The organism is Pseudonocardia oceani (assembly GCF_019263585.2).
GTDB lineage: Bacteria > Actinomycetota > Actinomycetes > Mycobacteriales > Pseudonocardiaceae > Pseudonocardia > Pseudonocardia oceani.
This window is the reverse complement of sequence record NZ_JADQDF010000001.1, coordinates 1,566,257-1,579,352: the sequence shown is the minus strand read 5'-3', so window position 1 is coordinate 1,579,352 and position 13,096 is coordinate 1,566,257. Positions and strand designations below refer to the sequence as shown.

The 13,096-nt window shown below is 74.7% G+C and carries 16 protein-coding genes; 8 read left to right on the top strand and 8 right to left on the bottom strand.

The features are described from left to right. Window position 1 precedes the first annotated feature (1 nt). The 4 genes from I4I82_RS07780 to I4I82_RS07765 are packed head-to-tail and all read left to right on the top strand — an operon-like array spanning window position 2 to window position 3,325. Window positions 2–817, top strand: a complete 816-nt coding sequence (locus I4I82_RS07780; protein WP_226369931.1) for an ABC transporter ATP-binding protein — start codon at window positions 2–4, stop codon at window positions 815–817. A gap of 59 nt (window positions 818–876) precedes the next feature. Next, on the top strand, window positions 877–1,605 hold the full coding sequence (locus tag I4I82_RS07775) for an ABC transporter permease (RefSeq protein ID WP_226369930.1): 729 nt from the start codon (window positions 877–879) through the stop codon (window positions 1,603–1,605). Continuing rightward, the gene (locus I4I82_RS07770) at window positions 1,602–2,432 is read left to right on the top strand and encodes an ABC transporter permease (RefSeq protein WP_218595592.1); all 831 of its coding nucleotides are present in this window, start codon (window positions 1,602–1,604) and stop codon (window positions 2,430–2,432) included. Before I4I82_RS07775 ends, I4I82_RS07770 begins: the two co-directional genes overlap by 4 nt. Next, window positions 2,429–3,325 (top strand): PfkB family carbohydrate kinase, encoded by an 897-nt coding sequence (locus I4I82_RS07765; RefSeq protein WP_218595591.1) that lies wholly within the window; start codon window positions 2,429–2,431, stop codon window positions 3,323–3,325. Before I4I82_RS07770 ends, I4I82_RS07765 begins: the two co-directional genes overlap by 4 nt. Before the next feature lie 12 nt (window positions 3,326–3,337). On the opposite strand, the gene I4I82_RS07760 is transcribed toward I4I82_RS07765, so the two are convergent. Then, window positions 3,338–3,565, bottom strand: a complete 228-nt coding sequence (locus I4I82_RS07760; RefSeq protein WP_218595590.1) for a hypothetical protein — start codon at window positions 3,563–3,565, stop codon at window positions 3,338–3,340. 77 nt (window positions 3,566–3,642) lie between these two features. Between I4I82_RS07760 and I4I82_RS07755 the strand changes: the two genes are divergently transcribed. Together I4I82_RS07755 and I4I82_RS07750 are read left to right on the top strand one after the other, a co-directional pair. Beyond that, entirely contained in the window at window positions 3,643–4,395 is a 753-nt protein-coding gene (locus I4I82_RS07755; protein WP_218594733.1) for an acyltransferase, read from the top strand. Window positions 4,396–4,508: 113 nt separating this feature from the next. Further along, window positions 4,509–4,667, top strand: coding sequence for a hypothetical protein (locus I4I82_RS07750; protein ID WP_218594732.1), 159 nt, complete (start codon window positions 4,509–4,511; stop codon window positions 4,665–4,667). A gap of 9 nt (window positions 4,668–4,676) precedes the next feature. Here I4I82_RS07750 and I4I82_RS07745 read toward each other — a convergent pair whose 3' ends face one another. The 3 genes from I4I82_RS07745 to I4I82_RS07735 all read right to left on the bottom strand — a co-directional run bounded on the left by I4I82_RS07745 (window position 4,677) and on the right by I4I82_RS07735 (window position 7,867). Next, window positions 4,677–5,933 carry a glycosyltransferase family 4 protein gene (locus I4I82_RS07745; protein ID WP_218594731.1) on the bottom strand — a complete coding sequence of 419 codons (1,257 nt, stop codon included), beginning with the start codon at window positions 5,931–5,933 and terminating at the stop codon, window positions 4,677–4,679. A gap of 159 nt (window positions 5,934–6,092) precedes the next feature. Continuing rightward, the gene (locus tag I4I82_RS07740; RefSeq protein ID WP_218594663.1) at window positions 6,093–7,049 is read right to left on the bottom strand and encodes a phytanoyl-CoA dioxygenase family protein; all 957 of its coding nucleotides are present in this window, start codon (window positions 7,047–7,049) and stop codon (window positions 6,093–6,095) included. Next, window positions 7,046–7,867: a class I SAM-dependent methyltransferase gene (locus I4I82_RS07735; RefSeq protein ID WP_218594664.1), complete on the bottom strand. Its 822-nt coding sequence runs from the start codon at window positions 7,865–7,867 to the stop codon at window positions 7,046–7,048. Before I4I82_RS07735 ends, I4I82_RS07740 begins: the two co-directional genes overlap by 4 nt. A 65-nt stretch (window positions 7,868–7,932) precedes the next feature. On the opposite strand from I4I82_RS07735, the gene I4I82_RS07730 reads away from it, so the two are divergent. Then, window positions 7,933–8,781: a class I SAM-dependent methyltransferase gene (locus I4I82_RS07730; protein ID WP_218594665.1), complete on the top strand. Its 849-nt coding sequence runs from the start codon at window positions 7,933–7,935 to the stop codon at window positions 8,779–8,781. Between the two features lie 90 nt (window positions 8,782–8,871). On the opposite strand, the gene I4I82_RS07725 is transcribed toward I4I82_RS07730, so the two are convergent. The 4 genes from I4I82_RS07725 to I4I82_RS07710 all read right to left on the bottom strand — a co-directional run bounded on the left by I4I82_RS07725 (window position 8,872) and on the right by I4I82_RS07710 (window position 11,973). Beyond that, window positions 8,872–10,344 carry a 1,4-alpha-glucan branching protein domain-containing protein gene (locus tag I4I82_RS07725; RefSeq protein ID WP_218595589.1) on the bottom strand — a complete coding sequence of 491 codons (1,473 nt, stop codon included), beginning with the start codon at window positions 10,342–10,344 and terminating at the stop codon, window positions 8,872–8,874. Then, window positions 10,341–11,093, bottom strand: a complete 753-nt coding sequence (locus I4I82_RS07720; RefSeq protein ID WP_218595588.1) for a class I SAM-dependent methyltransferase — start codon at window positions 11,091–11,093, stop codon at window positions 10,341–10,343. Before I4I82_RS07720 ends, I4I82_RS07725 begins: the two co-directional genes overlap by 4 nt. 226 nt (window positions 11,094–11,319) lie before the next feature. After that, the gene (locus tag I4I82_RS07715; RefSeq protein ID WP_218595587.1) at window positions 11,320–11,613 is read right to left on the bottom strand and encodes a hypothetical protein; all 294 of its coding nucleotides are present in this window, start codon (window positions 11,611–11,613) and stop codon (window positions 11,320–11,322) included. 189 nt (window positions 11,614–11,802) lie between these two features. Beyond that, the gene (locus I4I82_RS07710) at window positions 11,803–11,973 is read right to left on the bottom strand and encodes a hypothetical protein (protein WP_218594310.1); all 171 of its coding nucleotides are present in this window, start codon (window positions 11,971–11,973) and stop codon (window positions 11,803–11,805) included. Window positions 11,974–12,306: 333 nt separating this feature from the next. Here I4I82_RS07710 and I4I82_RS07705 point away from each other — a divergent pair, with 333 nt between their 5' ends. Next, window positions 12,307–13,092 (top strand): electron transfer flavoprotein subunit beta/FixA family protein, encoded by a 786-nt coding sequence (locus tag I4I82_RS07705; RefSeq protein WP_218595586.1) that lies wholly within the window; start codon window positions 12,307–12,309, stop codon window positions 13,090–13,092. The last annotated feature ends 4 nt before the right edge of the window (window positions 13,093–13,096 follow it).

Sequence of the window (13,096 nt, the reverse complement as noted above, 5' to 3'; positions counted from 1 at the left end):
CGTGACCTCCACCGAGACCCGGTCCACGCTGGACCCGCACGCGCACCCGGCGTCGGCCACGGGCATCAACATCCGCGGGCTGACCAAGCGGTTCTCGATGGGCCGGCAGTCGGTGGAGGCGCTCGCGCCGATCGACCTCGGCACCACGGCGAACTCGTTCCTGTCGCTGCTCGGGCCCTCGGGCTGCGGGAAGTCGACGATCCTGAGGATCCTCGCCGGCCTGGAGTCCCCGACGGCCGGCGAGGCGCTGATCAACGGCCGCTCGACCCGGGAGATCCAGCGCGACCACGAGCTCGGCATCGCGTTCCAGGAGGCCGCGCTGCTGCCCTGGCGCAGCGTCGCGGGCAACATCCGGCTGCCGCTGGAGGTCGCCGGGATCACCCCGGAGCCGGGTCTCGTCGACGGGCTGATCGAGCTGGTCGGGCTCACCGGCTTCGAGAAGGCCAAGCCCGCGCAGCTGTCGGGCGGGATGCGGCAGCGCGTCGCGATCGCCCGGTGCCTGGTCGTCCAGCCGACGGTGATGCTGCTCGACGAGCCGTTCGGCGCCCTGGACGACATGACGCGCCAGCGCCTGAACGTCGAGCTGCTGCGGATCTGGACCGAGCGGCCCGCGACCACGCTGATGGTCACCCACGGCATCTCCGAGGCCGTGTTCCTCTCCGACGTCGTGGCCGTGATGAGCGCGCGGCCGGGCCGGATCGCCGAGCTCGTGGAGATCGACCTGCCGCGCCCGCGGACGCCGGACCTCATGCGCACGCCGGAGTTCCACGCGTACGTCGACCGGCTGTCGGAGATCCTGTTCGGTGGTGCGGAATGACTCGTGAGCGGCAACCGTGGCTGGGGCGACGATCGCCGCTCACGGGTGGGGCCGCGGGCGTGCTCGCCATCGTCGCCGTCTGGTGGGTGGCGTCGGTCGTGCTGTTCCAGGGCAGCGGCGCCATCCCGACCCCGCCGTCGGTCGTCGCGGAGTTCCTCGACCCGCAGCGCTGGTCGTCGACGGTCGCCAACGCGACGTCGACGGTCACCTCGGCCGCGCAGGGCTACCTCTGGGGCAACCTCGCCGCGATCGCGCTGGCCGTGCTCGTCCTGCTCGTCCCGCGGCTGGAGGAGCTCGCCAACCAGATCGCGATCGTCAGCTACTGCATCCCGCTCGTCGCGATCGGGCCCGTGATCGTCATCGTCGCGGGGCGGGACGCGCCGTCGGGGGCGTCGGTGGTGCTGGCGGCGATGAGCGTGTTCTTCACGACCGTCGTCGGCTGCCTGGTCGGGCTGCGGGCCGCGCCGCGCGCCAGCGTCGACCTGGTCCGGGCCTACGGCGGCACCGCCTGGACGACGCTGCGCAAGGTCCGGGTGATCTCCGCGCTGCCCAGCCTGTTCGCCGCGCTGCGGATCGCCGCGCCCGCCGCGTTCCTGGGCGCGATCCTCGCCGAGTACCTCGGCAGCGGCGGCGACTCCACGCTCGGGCGCGCGCTGATCGCGGCGCAGACCCAGTCGGACGCTCCGCTGCTGTGGTACCTCGCGCTGGTCAGCGGGCTGATCTCGGGGATCGGGTACCTGCTGGTGGGGATCGTCGCCCGCATCGTCACGCCCTGGACGAGCGCGTGATCGCGGCGCGGTTCGGGCGGGCGCTGCTCACGATCGGCATCGCCGTCGTCGTGCTGGTGGCGCTGTGGGCGGGGCTGCTCGCGCTGTTCGACGTGTCGGCGTTCGTGGGCAAGTCGCCGTCGGACGTGTGGGCCTACCTCTTCTCCGACGCCCCCGAACGCGGTGTCCGGCCGGCGTCGCTGTCGGCGGAGCAGGCGCGCGCCGACAGCCTCGCCGCGCTGGGCACGACCCTGATCAACGCGGCGATCGGGTTCGCCTCGGGCATGGTGATCGCCACGGCGGTCGCGATCGGGTTCGTGCTGTGGAAGCCGTTCGAGGTGGCGTTCCTGCCGATCGCGATGCTGCTGCGGTCGGTGCCGCTCGTCGCGATGGCACCGCTGCTGCTGCTGGTGTTCGGGCAGGGCAAGGTCGGCATCGCGGTGATCGCGGCGATCGTCGTGCTGTTCCCGGCGCTGGTGAACATCGTGCTGGGGCTGGGCTCGGCGCACCCGCAGGCGCTCGACGTCGTCCGCGTCAACGGCGGCTCCGCGCTCCGCGCGCTGGTCACGGTGCGGATCCCGTCGGCGCTGCCGCAGTTCCTGGCGTCGGCGCGGATCTCGGTGCCCGGGGCGATCGTCGGCGCGATGCTGGCCGAGTGGCTCGTCGGGTTCGAGGGGATGGGTGGGGTGCTCTCGGGCTACAAGGGCTCGGGCAACTACGGCGGGGTGTGGACCGTCGTCGCGATGTCGGTACTGGTGTCGATCGTGCTGTACGAGGTGATGACGATCGTCGAGGCCGCGCTGCTCGCGCGCTGGGGACCCGAGGCCGGGGTAGCTTCCCGGGCGTGACGTCGCTCCCGGGAACGGTTCTGGTGGTCGGTGCGGTCAACGTCGACCTCGTCGTGGCGGCCCCCCGGCTGCCCGGGCCGGGGGAGACGGTCGTCGGCGACCGCATGGAGCGCTTCGGCGGAGGCAAGGGCGCGAACGCGGCCGTCACGGCGGCCCGGGCGGGTGCCGCGGTCGCGCTGGTCGGGGCCGTGGGAGACGACGACCTGGGCGCCGGCGCGCTCGACGAGCTCCGCGCCGAGGGCGTCGACGTCACCGGGGTGGCGGTGCTGGAGGGTCGGGCCACCGGGGTCGCGCTGATCGTCGTCGACGGGGCGGGGGAGAACCAGATCGCGGTCGGGGCCGGGGCGAACGCGCTGGTCCCGTCCCGGGTGGACGTGCCGGACGGCACGGGCTGCGTGCTGGTGAGCACGGAGATCGCCGACGACGCGGTGCTCGCGGCGGTGCGCGCGGCGTCCGGGGTGCCGTGCGTGCTCAACCCCGCGCCCGTCACCGACGCCGTGGTCGCGGCGCTGGACTCCGGGCCCGTCCTCACCCCGAACCGCGGCGAGTGCCTCGACCTGGCAGGGCGGCTCGGCGTCGCGACCGACGACGTGGCGGAGGCGGCGCGGCGGATCCGGGAGCGGACAGGGGCCGCGGTCGTGGTCACGCTCGGCGGGGAGGGGGCGCTCGTCGTCGACGCGTCGGTGGAGCGGGTGCCCGCCCCCGTCGCGACCGTGCGGGACACGACGGGGGCGGGCGACACGTTCAACGGCGTCCTCGCCGCGCGGCTGGCGGTGGGGGACGGGCTCCTCGACGCCGTGCGGACGGCGGTACGCGCCGCGTCGCTCTCGGTGGGGGCCGTCGGCGCGCGGGCCGGCATGCCCGCGGTGGGGGAGATCGAGGCGGCGGGCTGACTCCGCCCGTCCCTACTCCGACCGCGTGGGCTCGCTCTGGTTCTCCCCCTCCACGTCCCGCGCCGCCCGCTCCGACTCCCCGCCGCTGCCTCCGGGGTCGGTGTCGGTGTCGTCGGTGCTGCCCGGGTCGGCGGCGGCGTAGGCGCGCTCGTCGTCGGCGTCGGCGTTCGTCGGGTTGTCGACGCGGCGGGACACGACGCGGTCGAGGTCCTCGTCGGGGGTGTCGCTCGGGGTCGTCATCGCCGCGGGTACCCGACCGGTGCCCCCGCCACACGGCGCCCCCCGAGCGCTGCGGGGTCGTCGGGCATCATCGGGGCATGACGAGCATGTGGGGGTCGCCGCTGCGCGACCGCTGGGCCGGGCGCCGCGACCCGCGCCAGGCCCGCTTCCTCACCCTCGCCTCGCTGCGGTGGGTGCTGCGCAACCGCGCGTACACGCCCTGGTACCTGGTGCGGTACTGGCGGTTGCTGCGCTTCCGCGCGGCCAACCCGCACGTCGTCCTGCGGGGCATGGTGTTCCTCGGCAAGCGGGTCGAGCTGCACGCGCGCGCCGGGTACGGGCGCCTGGAGATCGGGCGCTGGGTGCACATCGGCGACGGCAACTCCCTGCGCTGCCACGAGGGCTCGCTGCGCATCGGCGACAAGGTCGTCTTCGGCAAGGACAACACCGTCAACTGCTACCTCGACGTCGAGATCGGCGCGGCCACGATCGTCGCCGACTGGGTGTACGTGACCGACTTCGACCACCGCACCGCCGACGTCGCCGTCCCGATCAAGGACCAGGGCATCGTCAAGACGCCCGTGCGGATCGGGCCGGACTGCTGGATCGGCACGAAGGTCTCGGTGCTGCGCGGCACGCGCGTCGGCCGCGGAACGGTGCTGGGCGCGCACGCGGTGGTGCGCGGGGAGGTCCCGCAGTACTCGATCGCGGTCGGCGCGCCCGCGCGGGTGGTGCGCAACCGGCTCGACGACTACCGCGCCGCGGCCGAGGAGCGCGCCGCCGTCGCCGACATCGCCCGCAAGACCGCCGCGGCGGTGCAGGCGCGGATCGCGCGCGCGGAGTCGATCTAGCTCTGTCGCTGTGACCTGCATCGAATCGTTGTGATCTGCGTCCGGTTCGCTAACAGGCGGTGCCCGTCGGCCGTTGGATGGAGAGGAACGATCCACGACTGGAGGAACCCCCGATGAACGACCGCACCGTCTCCCGCCTGCAGGCCCTCGAGGCCTCCTACACCGTCGCCGTCAACGAGGCCGTGGCCGAGGACCGCGACGACCTGGTCGCCGACCTCGTCGCCGAGTACCCCGACGCCATCGCCAAGGTCATGAGCCAGGACGCCGCCTGACCCGACCTGCTATCCCCGCCCGAAGACGTTCCCCGACGGGATCTTCGGGCGCGGCAGCTCCTGCGGACCGCCGGCCTCCGCGCGGGCGTAGACCTCCGCGGTGCCGGCGGCGATCCGCGTCCAGTCGAACTCGGCGCCCAGGCGCGTCCGCGCCGTCCGGGCCCGGCGCCGCGCGGCCGCGGGATCGGCGAGCACGCTGCCGACGGCCCGCGCCAGCGCCGGCACGTCGCCGGGCGGGAACGAGACCCCGCTGACCCCGTCGACGACGATGTCGCCCAACCCGCCCGCGCGCGAGGCCACCAGCGGCGCGCCCGCGGCCGCCGCCTCCAGCGCCACGATGCCGAACGGCTCGTAGCGGCTGGGCAGGACCACCGCGTCGACGGCGGACAGCAGCGCGGCGAGGTCGGCGTCGGGCAGGTGCCCGAGGAAGTCGACGCTGCGCCGGACGCGGTGCGTGCGCACGGCGTCGTCGAGGAGCCCGGTCGCCGTCCCGGTGCCGGCGACGAGCAACCGCGTGCCCGGGTGGGCGCGCCGGATCCGGGGAAGGGCCGCGACGAGGTCGTGGACCCCCTTCTCGTACTCCAAGCGCCCGAAGTAGAGCAGCAGCGGCTCGCCGCCGGGGCCGAAGTGCTCGCGCGCGGCCGCCACGCGCCGCCGCGGAACCCGCCAGCCGCGCGGCTCGATGCCGTTGTGCAGCACCGCGATCGGCTCCGGGTCGAGGTCGAACAGCTCCGCCGCCTCGGCGCGCATCGCGGCCGAGCAGGTGATGACGGTGTCGGCGCGGTTCGCCAGCCACCACTCCGTGGAGTGCACCTGCCGGCTCGTCGGCGAGGAGAGCCAGCCGTTGAAGCGGCCGGCCTCCGTGGCGTGGATCGTGGCGACGAGCGGGACGCCGAGCACGTCGGCCAGCGCGATCGCCGGGTGCGCGACGAGCCAGTCGTGGGCGTGGACGACGTCGGGACTCCACCCCTGGAGCCTCGTGAGGGCCGCCCGCACCATCGCGTGGCCCATAGCGAGCGTCCACGCGACCATGTCCCGCACGAACTCCAGGTGCGCCGGGTCCTCGGCGACGCGCAGTACCCGCACGCCCTCGGCCGTCGCGTCGGAGGTGGGGTGGGTGGTGGCGTCGCTGCCGGCGGGGTGGCGGGTGAGGACGACGACGTCGTGCCCGGCCGCGGCGAGCTCGGTGGCCAGCGCGTGCACGTGCCGGCCCAGGCCGCCGATCACGACCGGGGGGTACTCCCAGGACACCATCAGCACCCGCATCGGACGAACTTACTAGCCGGTAGGTCCCGCGCCGCCGCCGACCCTGATGCCCACCTCCCGCGAGTCGGGGTGTGGTGGCGGGCGAGTCGGGGTGGGTGACGCCTCGACCCCGACTCGCTCGCAACGAGAGCCCGACTCGCGGGGGTGGTGGAGGGCGCTTCAGAGGACGGGGTTGCGGCCGCTCGCCACGACCTCGCCGGGTTCCGCGCCCGGGATGAACTTGCGCCAGTCGCCGCTCACCATCGTCGGGGCGTCCACCACCCGCACCCCGTCGGCGAAGTACGTGGTGGCCAGCACCATGCGGGGGACGGTGGTGAGGTTGGCGCCCGCGGTGTGGAAGCAGTGCGCGGAGTGGAAGCTCATCTCGCCCGCCGCGAACGGCCCGTCCTCCACCGACACCTCGCGCGCCCGGAACGCCTCGGACACCCCGCGGTCGTAGGACGTGCCGTGCTTGTCGAACGCGACGTCCTCGACCACCCGCCACGTGTCGGCGCCACGGGCGAACGCGAGCGGTCCCATCTCGCGCGGTGTCGGCTGCAGCGGGATCCAGGCCGTCACCACGTCGGCCGAGGCGAGCGGGAAGTGGTGGGCGTCGAAGTGCCAGGGCGTGCGGCCGGCTCCGGGCTCCTTCGACAGCGCGTTGTCGTGGTAGAGCCGCACCCGGTCGGCGCCGATCAGCCCAGCCGCGATGCCGCCGATGCGGGGGGAGAGCACGGCGGCGCGCAGCAGCGGGTCGTCGAGCCACATCATCTCGAGGCTCTGGAACCCCACCGCCGGGTCGACGGCCGCGTCGAGCATCTTGCGCAGCCGCACCCGCAGGCGCTCCAGCCCGCCGGGCGACAGCACCCCGGGCAGCTTGACGAACGACTCGGCGCGGTAGCGCGCGACCTGCGCGTCGGTGAGCGGGTAGGGCTCGGCCAGCTCCGCGGCGAGCGCGTCGTCGGAGGGCAGCGGGCCGGGGTCGTGCGAGGCGGGATCGGTCAGCGGACCCGAGGGCGCGGGGCCGTCGGCGAGGGACATGTACCAGTCCCACCACTGGTCGTTGCCCCGGTCCCACGCGACGGCCACGTCGCACGCGTCGCCGGCCGCCGTCGTGGCGGACAGGAACGGGTTCACGTGTTCTCCCACGTCATCAGGTGGGTCTCGTGGGTGAAGGTGTAGGCGCCGGAGGCGTCGCGGCAGCCGGCGAGGTACTCGCCCAGCGCACCGTCGGCCTCCATCGCTTCGAGCGGCACGGTGTCGTCGAACGCGCAGCGCTGCAGGAAGCCCTCGACGACGGCGCGGTCGGCCGACCCGGTCGTGTAGTGGATCGGCACGACCTGCGGCTCGACGCCCGCGGCGCGCAGCGCGTCGGCCACGCCCTCGGCGTCGGTGTAGGGGGTGACGTCCGGCGCGATCCCGGCGCGGTACGCCTCGTAGAACGCCAGGTAGTGCGAGCGCTCGCAGGCCTGGGCGACGACGCCGAACCCGCCGGGCCGCAGCGCCGCCACCATCCGCGCGACGCCTGCGCCGAGCTCGGCGGGCGGGATGGCGTAGAGCGCGTGCGTCGCCCAGGCGACGTCGAACGCCGACTCGGCGCGCAGGTCCTGCAGGAACACCTCGTGCTCGCCTGCGGCGACGAACGGGGGACGCAGGACGGCGCGGGCCTCGGCGATGGAGAAGGCGGAGGGGTCGAGCAGGTCGACGGAGACCTCGGGCCGCTCCGGCAGCCCCGACGCCAGCAGCGCGGCCGGGAACTTGCCGCTGCCGCAGGCGACGTCGAGCAGGCGGACGCGGTCGTCAACGGCGTGCGCGCGCAGGTCTGCGGCCCAGTCGCGGGCCGTCGCGAGCTGCCGGTAGTCCTCGGTGGCGAGGGCGTAGAACGCCTCCATCTCGGCGCGTCCCGCCTCGCTCCAGTGATCGAGACTGCGGCGGGCGGTGTCGGGGGAGGTCATCTTCCGAGAGAACCACAGCTCGGGTTTCGGCGCGCCCCGAACGGGTAGGGGCCCTAGTTTGAGGTGTGACAACCGTCGGCTCCACCGTCCCGCTCGACCGCCTGCGTGAACGGGTGCGCAGCTCGGTCCCCCTGCCGGCGCTCTCCGGCGAGCGGTACGCGCTCACGCACGCCGCCTACGAGGCGGCCAGCGACCAGCGCCCCCTGCTGCAGGACTGGATGGCCGGCGCGCTGCCGCCGCTGCTCAGCGGCTGCGATCCGGTGCGGGTCGTCGGGGTGGGGGTGGGCGACGGCAGCGTCGACGCCCCGCTCGCCGCCGCGCTGGCCGCCGACGGCCGCCGCGTCCGCTACACCGGGGTCGAGCCGCACCCGCCGTCGGCGATGGGGTTCGCGGGGCGGCTGTCGGCGCTGCCCGCCGAGGCGTTGACGCCGTCGGTCGTCATCGGCGACTTCGCCGACCACGACGCCGGCCACCCCGCCGACCTCGTGCACTTCGTCCACTCGCTCTACTACGTCGACGACCTGGGCGCCTCGGTCGACCACGCGCTCACGATGGTCCGGTCCGGCGGTCTCGTCGTCGCCGCGACCGCCCCGCTCGAGCCGCTGTGCGTGCTCACCGAGCTGCTGTGCCCGTGGGGCGGGCACCGGCCGTGGTTCGCCGCCGACGTGCGCGACGAGCTCGACCTCCGCGGCCTCGACGTCCGCACCGAGACCCTGGTCGGGCGCCTCGACGTCACCGCGGTCCTCGCCGACCCGTGCGGGCGCGGCGAAGCGGTGTTCGACTTCCTCGTCGGCGCGCGGACGGCCGGGATGACGCCCGCGGTGCGCGCCGCGGTGCTCGACTACCTGCGCGACATCGCCGACGACGGGCACGTGCCGCACCCGCTGGACATGGTGATCGCGCGGGTCCGCTGAGCCCGCTCGCACACAGGCCCGGGGGCTCGCACACAGGTCCGGCCCTGTGTGCGGGCCCCGCAACCCGTGTGCGAGCTCCGGGGGTGGGCGTCAGGCGCGCAGGTCGCGCGCGTCGACGTGGCCGAACGGGTGGGCCGGCCACTCCCGCACCCGGCGCCCGGCCGCGCCGCGGCGCCCGGCGTGCAGCAGCGCCGCCAGCTCGTCGACGCGGGCGGCGTGGGCGTGCGCGCGGTCGCGGGCGTACCCGGCCGCGGAGTCCTTGGTGACCATGAACGCCCAGTCGCTCGACAGCGCGAGCAGTGCCTCCTGGGCCAGCGCGTCGCGCAGGGGGTCGCGGGCGGGGCCGCCCGCCGGCACCGAGAGCAGCGCCTTCTGCACCCGCTCGTTCAGCGCGACGAGGTCCTCGACTCCGGCCCACACCCGCCAGTCCTTGCCCGACCCCCACGACGACGGCGGCAGCTCCACCGCGTCCCCGACGAGCCCGTGCTCGACGGCCCCCGCCAGCGTCGTCACCCGCACCCCCGCGCCGGGCAGCGCGCGCAGCACCGCCTCCAGCCACGCCGGGCCCTCGTGCCACCAGTGGCCGAACAGCTCGGTGTCGAACGCGGCGACGGTCAACGCCGGCCGCCCGTGCTCCTCGCGCAGGCGGACGAGCCGGTCGCGGACGACGGACACGAAGTCGGCGGCGTCGCGCTCGACGGCGGCCGCCGCCCGCGCGGGGTCGTAGGGCGCCTTCTCGTGCGGCGGCACCGAGCGCCCGGTGACACGGGCCGGCTTGAGGCCCGAGGGGTGGTCGTAGGTGTGGAAGTCGCGGTAGTCGCGCCCGCCGGGGTAGCCCGCGCGGGGCGACCAGACGCGGTAGGTGACGCCGAGGTCGCGGGCGAAGGCCAGCACGCCGGAGTCGCCCACGGGCCGGGCGAACGCCGTGTCGCCGTGCACCGCCGGACCGTCGACGAGGAACCGCGCCACGCCCGCGTCGGCGTACTCCCGCTCCATCCCCGGCGCGTAGCCGCACTCCGGCGCCCAGATCCCGGCGGGCGTCGAACCCAGCCGCAACCGTGCGTCGGCCAGGCCCGTGGCCAGCGCGAACGCGCGCACCGGCGGCTCCAGCAGGGGTGCGAACGGGTGCGTCGCGGGCCCGCCGAGCAGCTCCACGGCCCCCGCGTCGGACAGCCCCCGCAGCGCCGGCGACGCCCCGTGGCGCCAGCGGCGCTCGAACAGCTCCAGTGCGGCGGTGGCGGCGCGGTGCTCGTGCGCCCCGAGCTCCGGCAACCGCGACGCGGCCTCGTGGGCGCGCAGCAGCCAGCCGCCGAGCCAGTCGTGGACGCCGCGCAGGCAGTAGGGGTCATCGAGCTGGGCGGCGAGGACGGGGGTGACGCCGAGCGTCAGGAGGTCGCGGCGGCCCTCGGCGGCGAGGCGCTCCAGCACGTCGACGACGGGGAGGTAGGAGTGCGCCCACGACTGGTAGAGCCACTCCTCGCCCACCGGCCAGCGCCCGTGATGCGCCAGCCAGGGCAGGTGGCTGTGCAGGACCAGGCAGAAGGTGCCGACGGGGGCGGTCATGCGCGGATGGCCAGGACGAGCAGGTCGAGGCTCGCGTCGACGTCGTCGCCGTGCAGGAGGAAGTCGCCGGTCGTCACCGCGGCGACGTCGGCGAGCAGGGCGTCGGGCCACGGGTTCCCGTCGACGACGACCGCCACCTGCGCATCGACGACCGACCCCCTGTGCCGCGCGTCCACCGCCCGCAGCCGGGGCCCGTGGTGCAGCCCCCGCACCTCGACGCCCGTGAACCCGGCACCGGCCACCAGCCCGGCCAGCTCCGCGCCCGACAGCTCACGGGTGTGGAACGGGTTGAGCGGGGTGTCGCGGCCGGGGGAGAAGGTGATGCGGTTGGGCGTCGAGAGCAGCAGCGCGCCGCCCGGTCGCAGTACCCGTCGGCACTCGCGCAGGAACCGCTCCTGCTCCCAGAGGTGCTCGACGACCTGCAGCGACACGACCACGTCGACGGCCCCGTCGCGCACCGGCAGCGCCACGAGGTTCGTGCGGGCGACGTCGACGCGCGGGTAGCGGTGGGCGACGTGGGCGGCGGTGAGGGCGTCGTGGTCGAGGCCGACGACCCGGCGCGCGACCCCGGCCAGCAGGTCGGCCCCGTACCCCTCGCCGCACCCGGCCTCCAGCACGACGGCCCCGGCGCAGCGCTCGCGCAGCGTCTCGTACACCACCTCGTGCCGGCGGAACCAGTAGTTCTCCTCCGGGATGCCGGGGACGGTCCGCTCGCCGGTCAGGGGCAGCGGGGCCGGGTGGGATGTCACGCACCGACGGTGACAGACGGAGCAGCCGGGCGCTCGATCGCCCCGCCGCAGCCCGCCCCCGATGCCAGTGGAGTGGCTTTACTGCCACTGGGTGCCAGTGAAGCCACTCCACTGGCACGAGGGCGGGGGTGCGGGCGGGGGTGCGGGAGGGAGCGGCGGGTGCGCGGTTCGCGGTGCGCGGTGCGCGGTGATGGTGCGCGGCGGCGGGGCTGGTGCGGCGGGCGCGTCAGCGCTCCGGGCCACCCGCGACCGTCAGGACTCCGCCCACCGTGTGGCGCAGCCACGCCAGCAGGATGCGGTCGTCGAAGGTCAGGGGGACCTCGGGGCCCGACCACCCCAGCAGTGCGACGGGACGGTGGGCCAGCGCGTCGCGCAGGGCCGCGGCCAGCTCGGGAGTGGCCCGGACCATCTGGCCGTTGTGCGTGACCGACTGGGTGTGCGAGGCGGGAGCCGTGGCGTCGGCCCCGGTGCTGAGGACGTAGCCGCAGCCGTGACGGTCGTCGTACCCGGTCACCACCACCGCGGCACCCCTCTCGTGCGCACCCCGCAGACGGGTTCCGTCGGCCTGTCCGGGTCATCCGGGAGGTACCGGCGGACCTTATCGGCTCCGGGGCGTCCACGGGAGAGATGCGTACGGGACGGCGAACGGCGCCCGCGTGGTCGCGGACGCCGTTCGTCAGGAGAGGTGGTGCGGTCGTGCGGGGAGGGCTCAGTAGCGCCGGCGGCGGTTGCCCAGCACCGAGGTGACGAGGCCCATGAGGCCACCGCTGCGGCCCGCGGGACGGCCCGCTCCGGGCGTGACGCCCCCGGCGGGACGGGCGTGGCCGCCCTGGTGTCCGGGGCTGGTGGCACCGCGCAGGGCTCCGAGGAGGCGGTTCATGAGAGGCATGGGAGAACTCCGTTTCCGTCGATGCGGGCCGGCCGGGATGCGCCGGTCGTCCGTCGCTCGACCCGGGTAGTGAGTGCCCGTTTCGTCCGGGCCCGCAACCTCGATCGTGATGCCGATCACACCTGGTTCAGCGACCCTCGGTGAGCAGCCTCACCACCCTGTGCGTTTGCCGCGCGGATACCGCCCGGTAACAATGACCTGCAGAGTCGCCCGCTGCGCCGAGAGCCCGCTGCGAGTGGCAGAGTCGATACATCCGTGGGGTTCTCGTCCCCACGAGACCCACGAGCGGCAGCGTCCGCACCGGCAGGAGGTCGAAGAGGTCCGATGAACATCGTCGTGCTGGTCAAGCAGGTGCCCGACACCTACTCCGAACGCAAGCTGAACCCGTCGGACGGTGTTCTGGACCGGGACGCCACCGACGCGGTCCTGGACGAGATCAACGAGCGGGCCGTCGAGGCCGCGCTGGTGCTCAAGGAGGCCAGCGACGGCTCCGAGGTCACCGTGCTGACGATGGGCCCCGACCGGGCCACCGACGCGATCCGCAAGGCCCTGTCGATGGGTGCGGACAAGGCGGTGCACCTGTCGGACGAGGCGTTGGCCGGGACCGACGCCGTGGGCACCGCGAAGGCGCTGGCCAAGGCGATCGGCACCGTCGACGGGGTCGACCTGGTCATCGCCGGCAACGAGGCCTCCGACGGCCGCGGCGGTGCGGTGCCGGCGATGGTGGCCGACCTGCTCGGGTTCCCCGCGCTCACCCACGCCCGCGAGATCACGATCGACGGGTCGGCGGTCACGGTCAAGCGTGAGACCGACGACGGCATCACGATGCTGTCCGCGGAGCTTCCCGCCGTGATCTCGGTCGGGGAGAAGATCAACGAGCCGCGCTACCCCTCGTTCAAGGGGATCATGGCCGCGAAGAAGAAGCCGGTCTCCACGATCGGCCTGGCCGACGCCGGGATCGACGCCTCCGAGGTCGGTCTGGCCAACGCGTTGTCGCTGGTGACCTCCGCGTCGCCCAAGCCGCCCAAGAGCGCGGGCGAGAAGATCGAGGACGAGGGCGACGGCGGGTCGAAGATCGCCGCGTTCCTGGTCTCGCAGAAGCTCATCTGAGGAA

Bases quoted from the DNA above. Each gene is read 5' to 3' on its own strand.
- I4I82_RS07760 (WP_218595590.1), bottom strand. From the start codon at position 3,565: ATGACGACCCCGAGCGACACCCCCGACGAGGACCTCGACCGCGTCGTG.
- I4I82_RS07755 (WP_218594733.1), top strand. From the start codon at position 3,643: ATGACGAGCATGTGGGGGTCGCCGCTGCGCGACCGCTGGGCCGGGCGC.
- I4I82_RS07750 (WP_218594732.1), top strand. From the start codon at position 4,509: ATGAACGACCGCACCGTCTCCCGCCTGCAGGCCCTCGAGGCCTCCTAC.
- I4I82_RS07745 (WP_218594731.1), bottom strand. From the start codon at position 5,933: ATGCGGGTGCTGATGGTGTCCTGGGAGTACCCCCCGGTCGTGATCGGC.
- I4I82_RS07735 (WP_218594664.1), bottom strand. From the start codon at position 7,867: ATGACCTCCCCCGACACCGCCCGCCGCAGTCTCGATCACTGGAGCGAG.
- I4I82_RS07725 (WP_218595589.1), bottom strand. From the start codon at position 10,344: ATGACCGCCCCCGTCGGCACCTTCTGCCTGGTCCTGCACAGCCACCTG.
- I4I82_RS07710 (WP_218594310.1), bottom strand. From the start codon at position 11,973: ATGAACCGCCTCCTCGGAGCCCTGCGCGGTGCCACCAGCCCCGGACAC.
- I4I82_RS07705 (WP_218595586.1), top strand. From the start codon at position 12,307: ATGAACATCGTCGTGCTGGTCAAGCAGGTGCCCGACACCTACTCCGAA.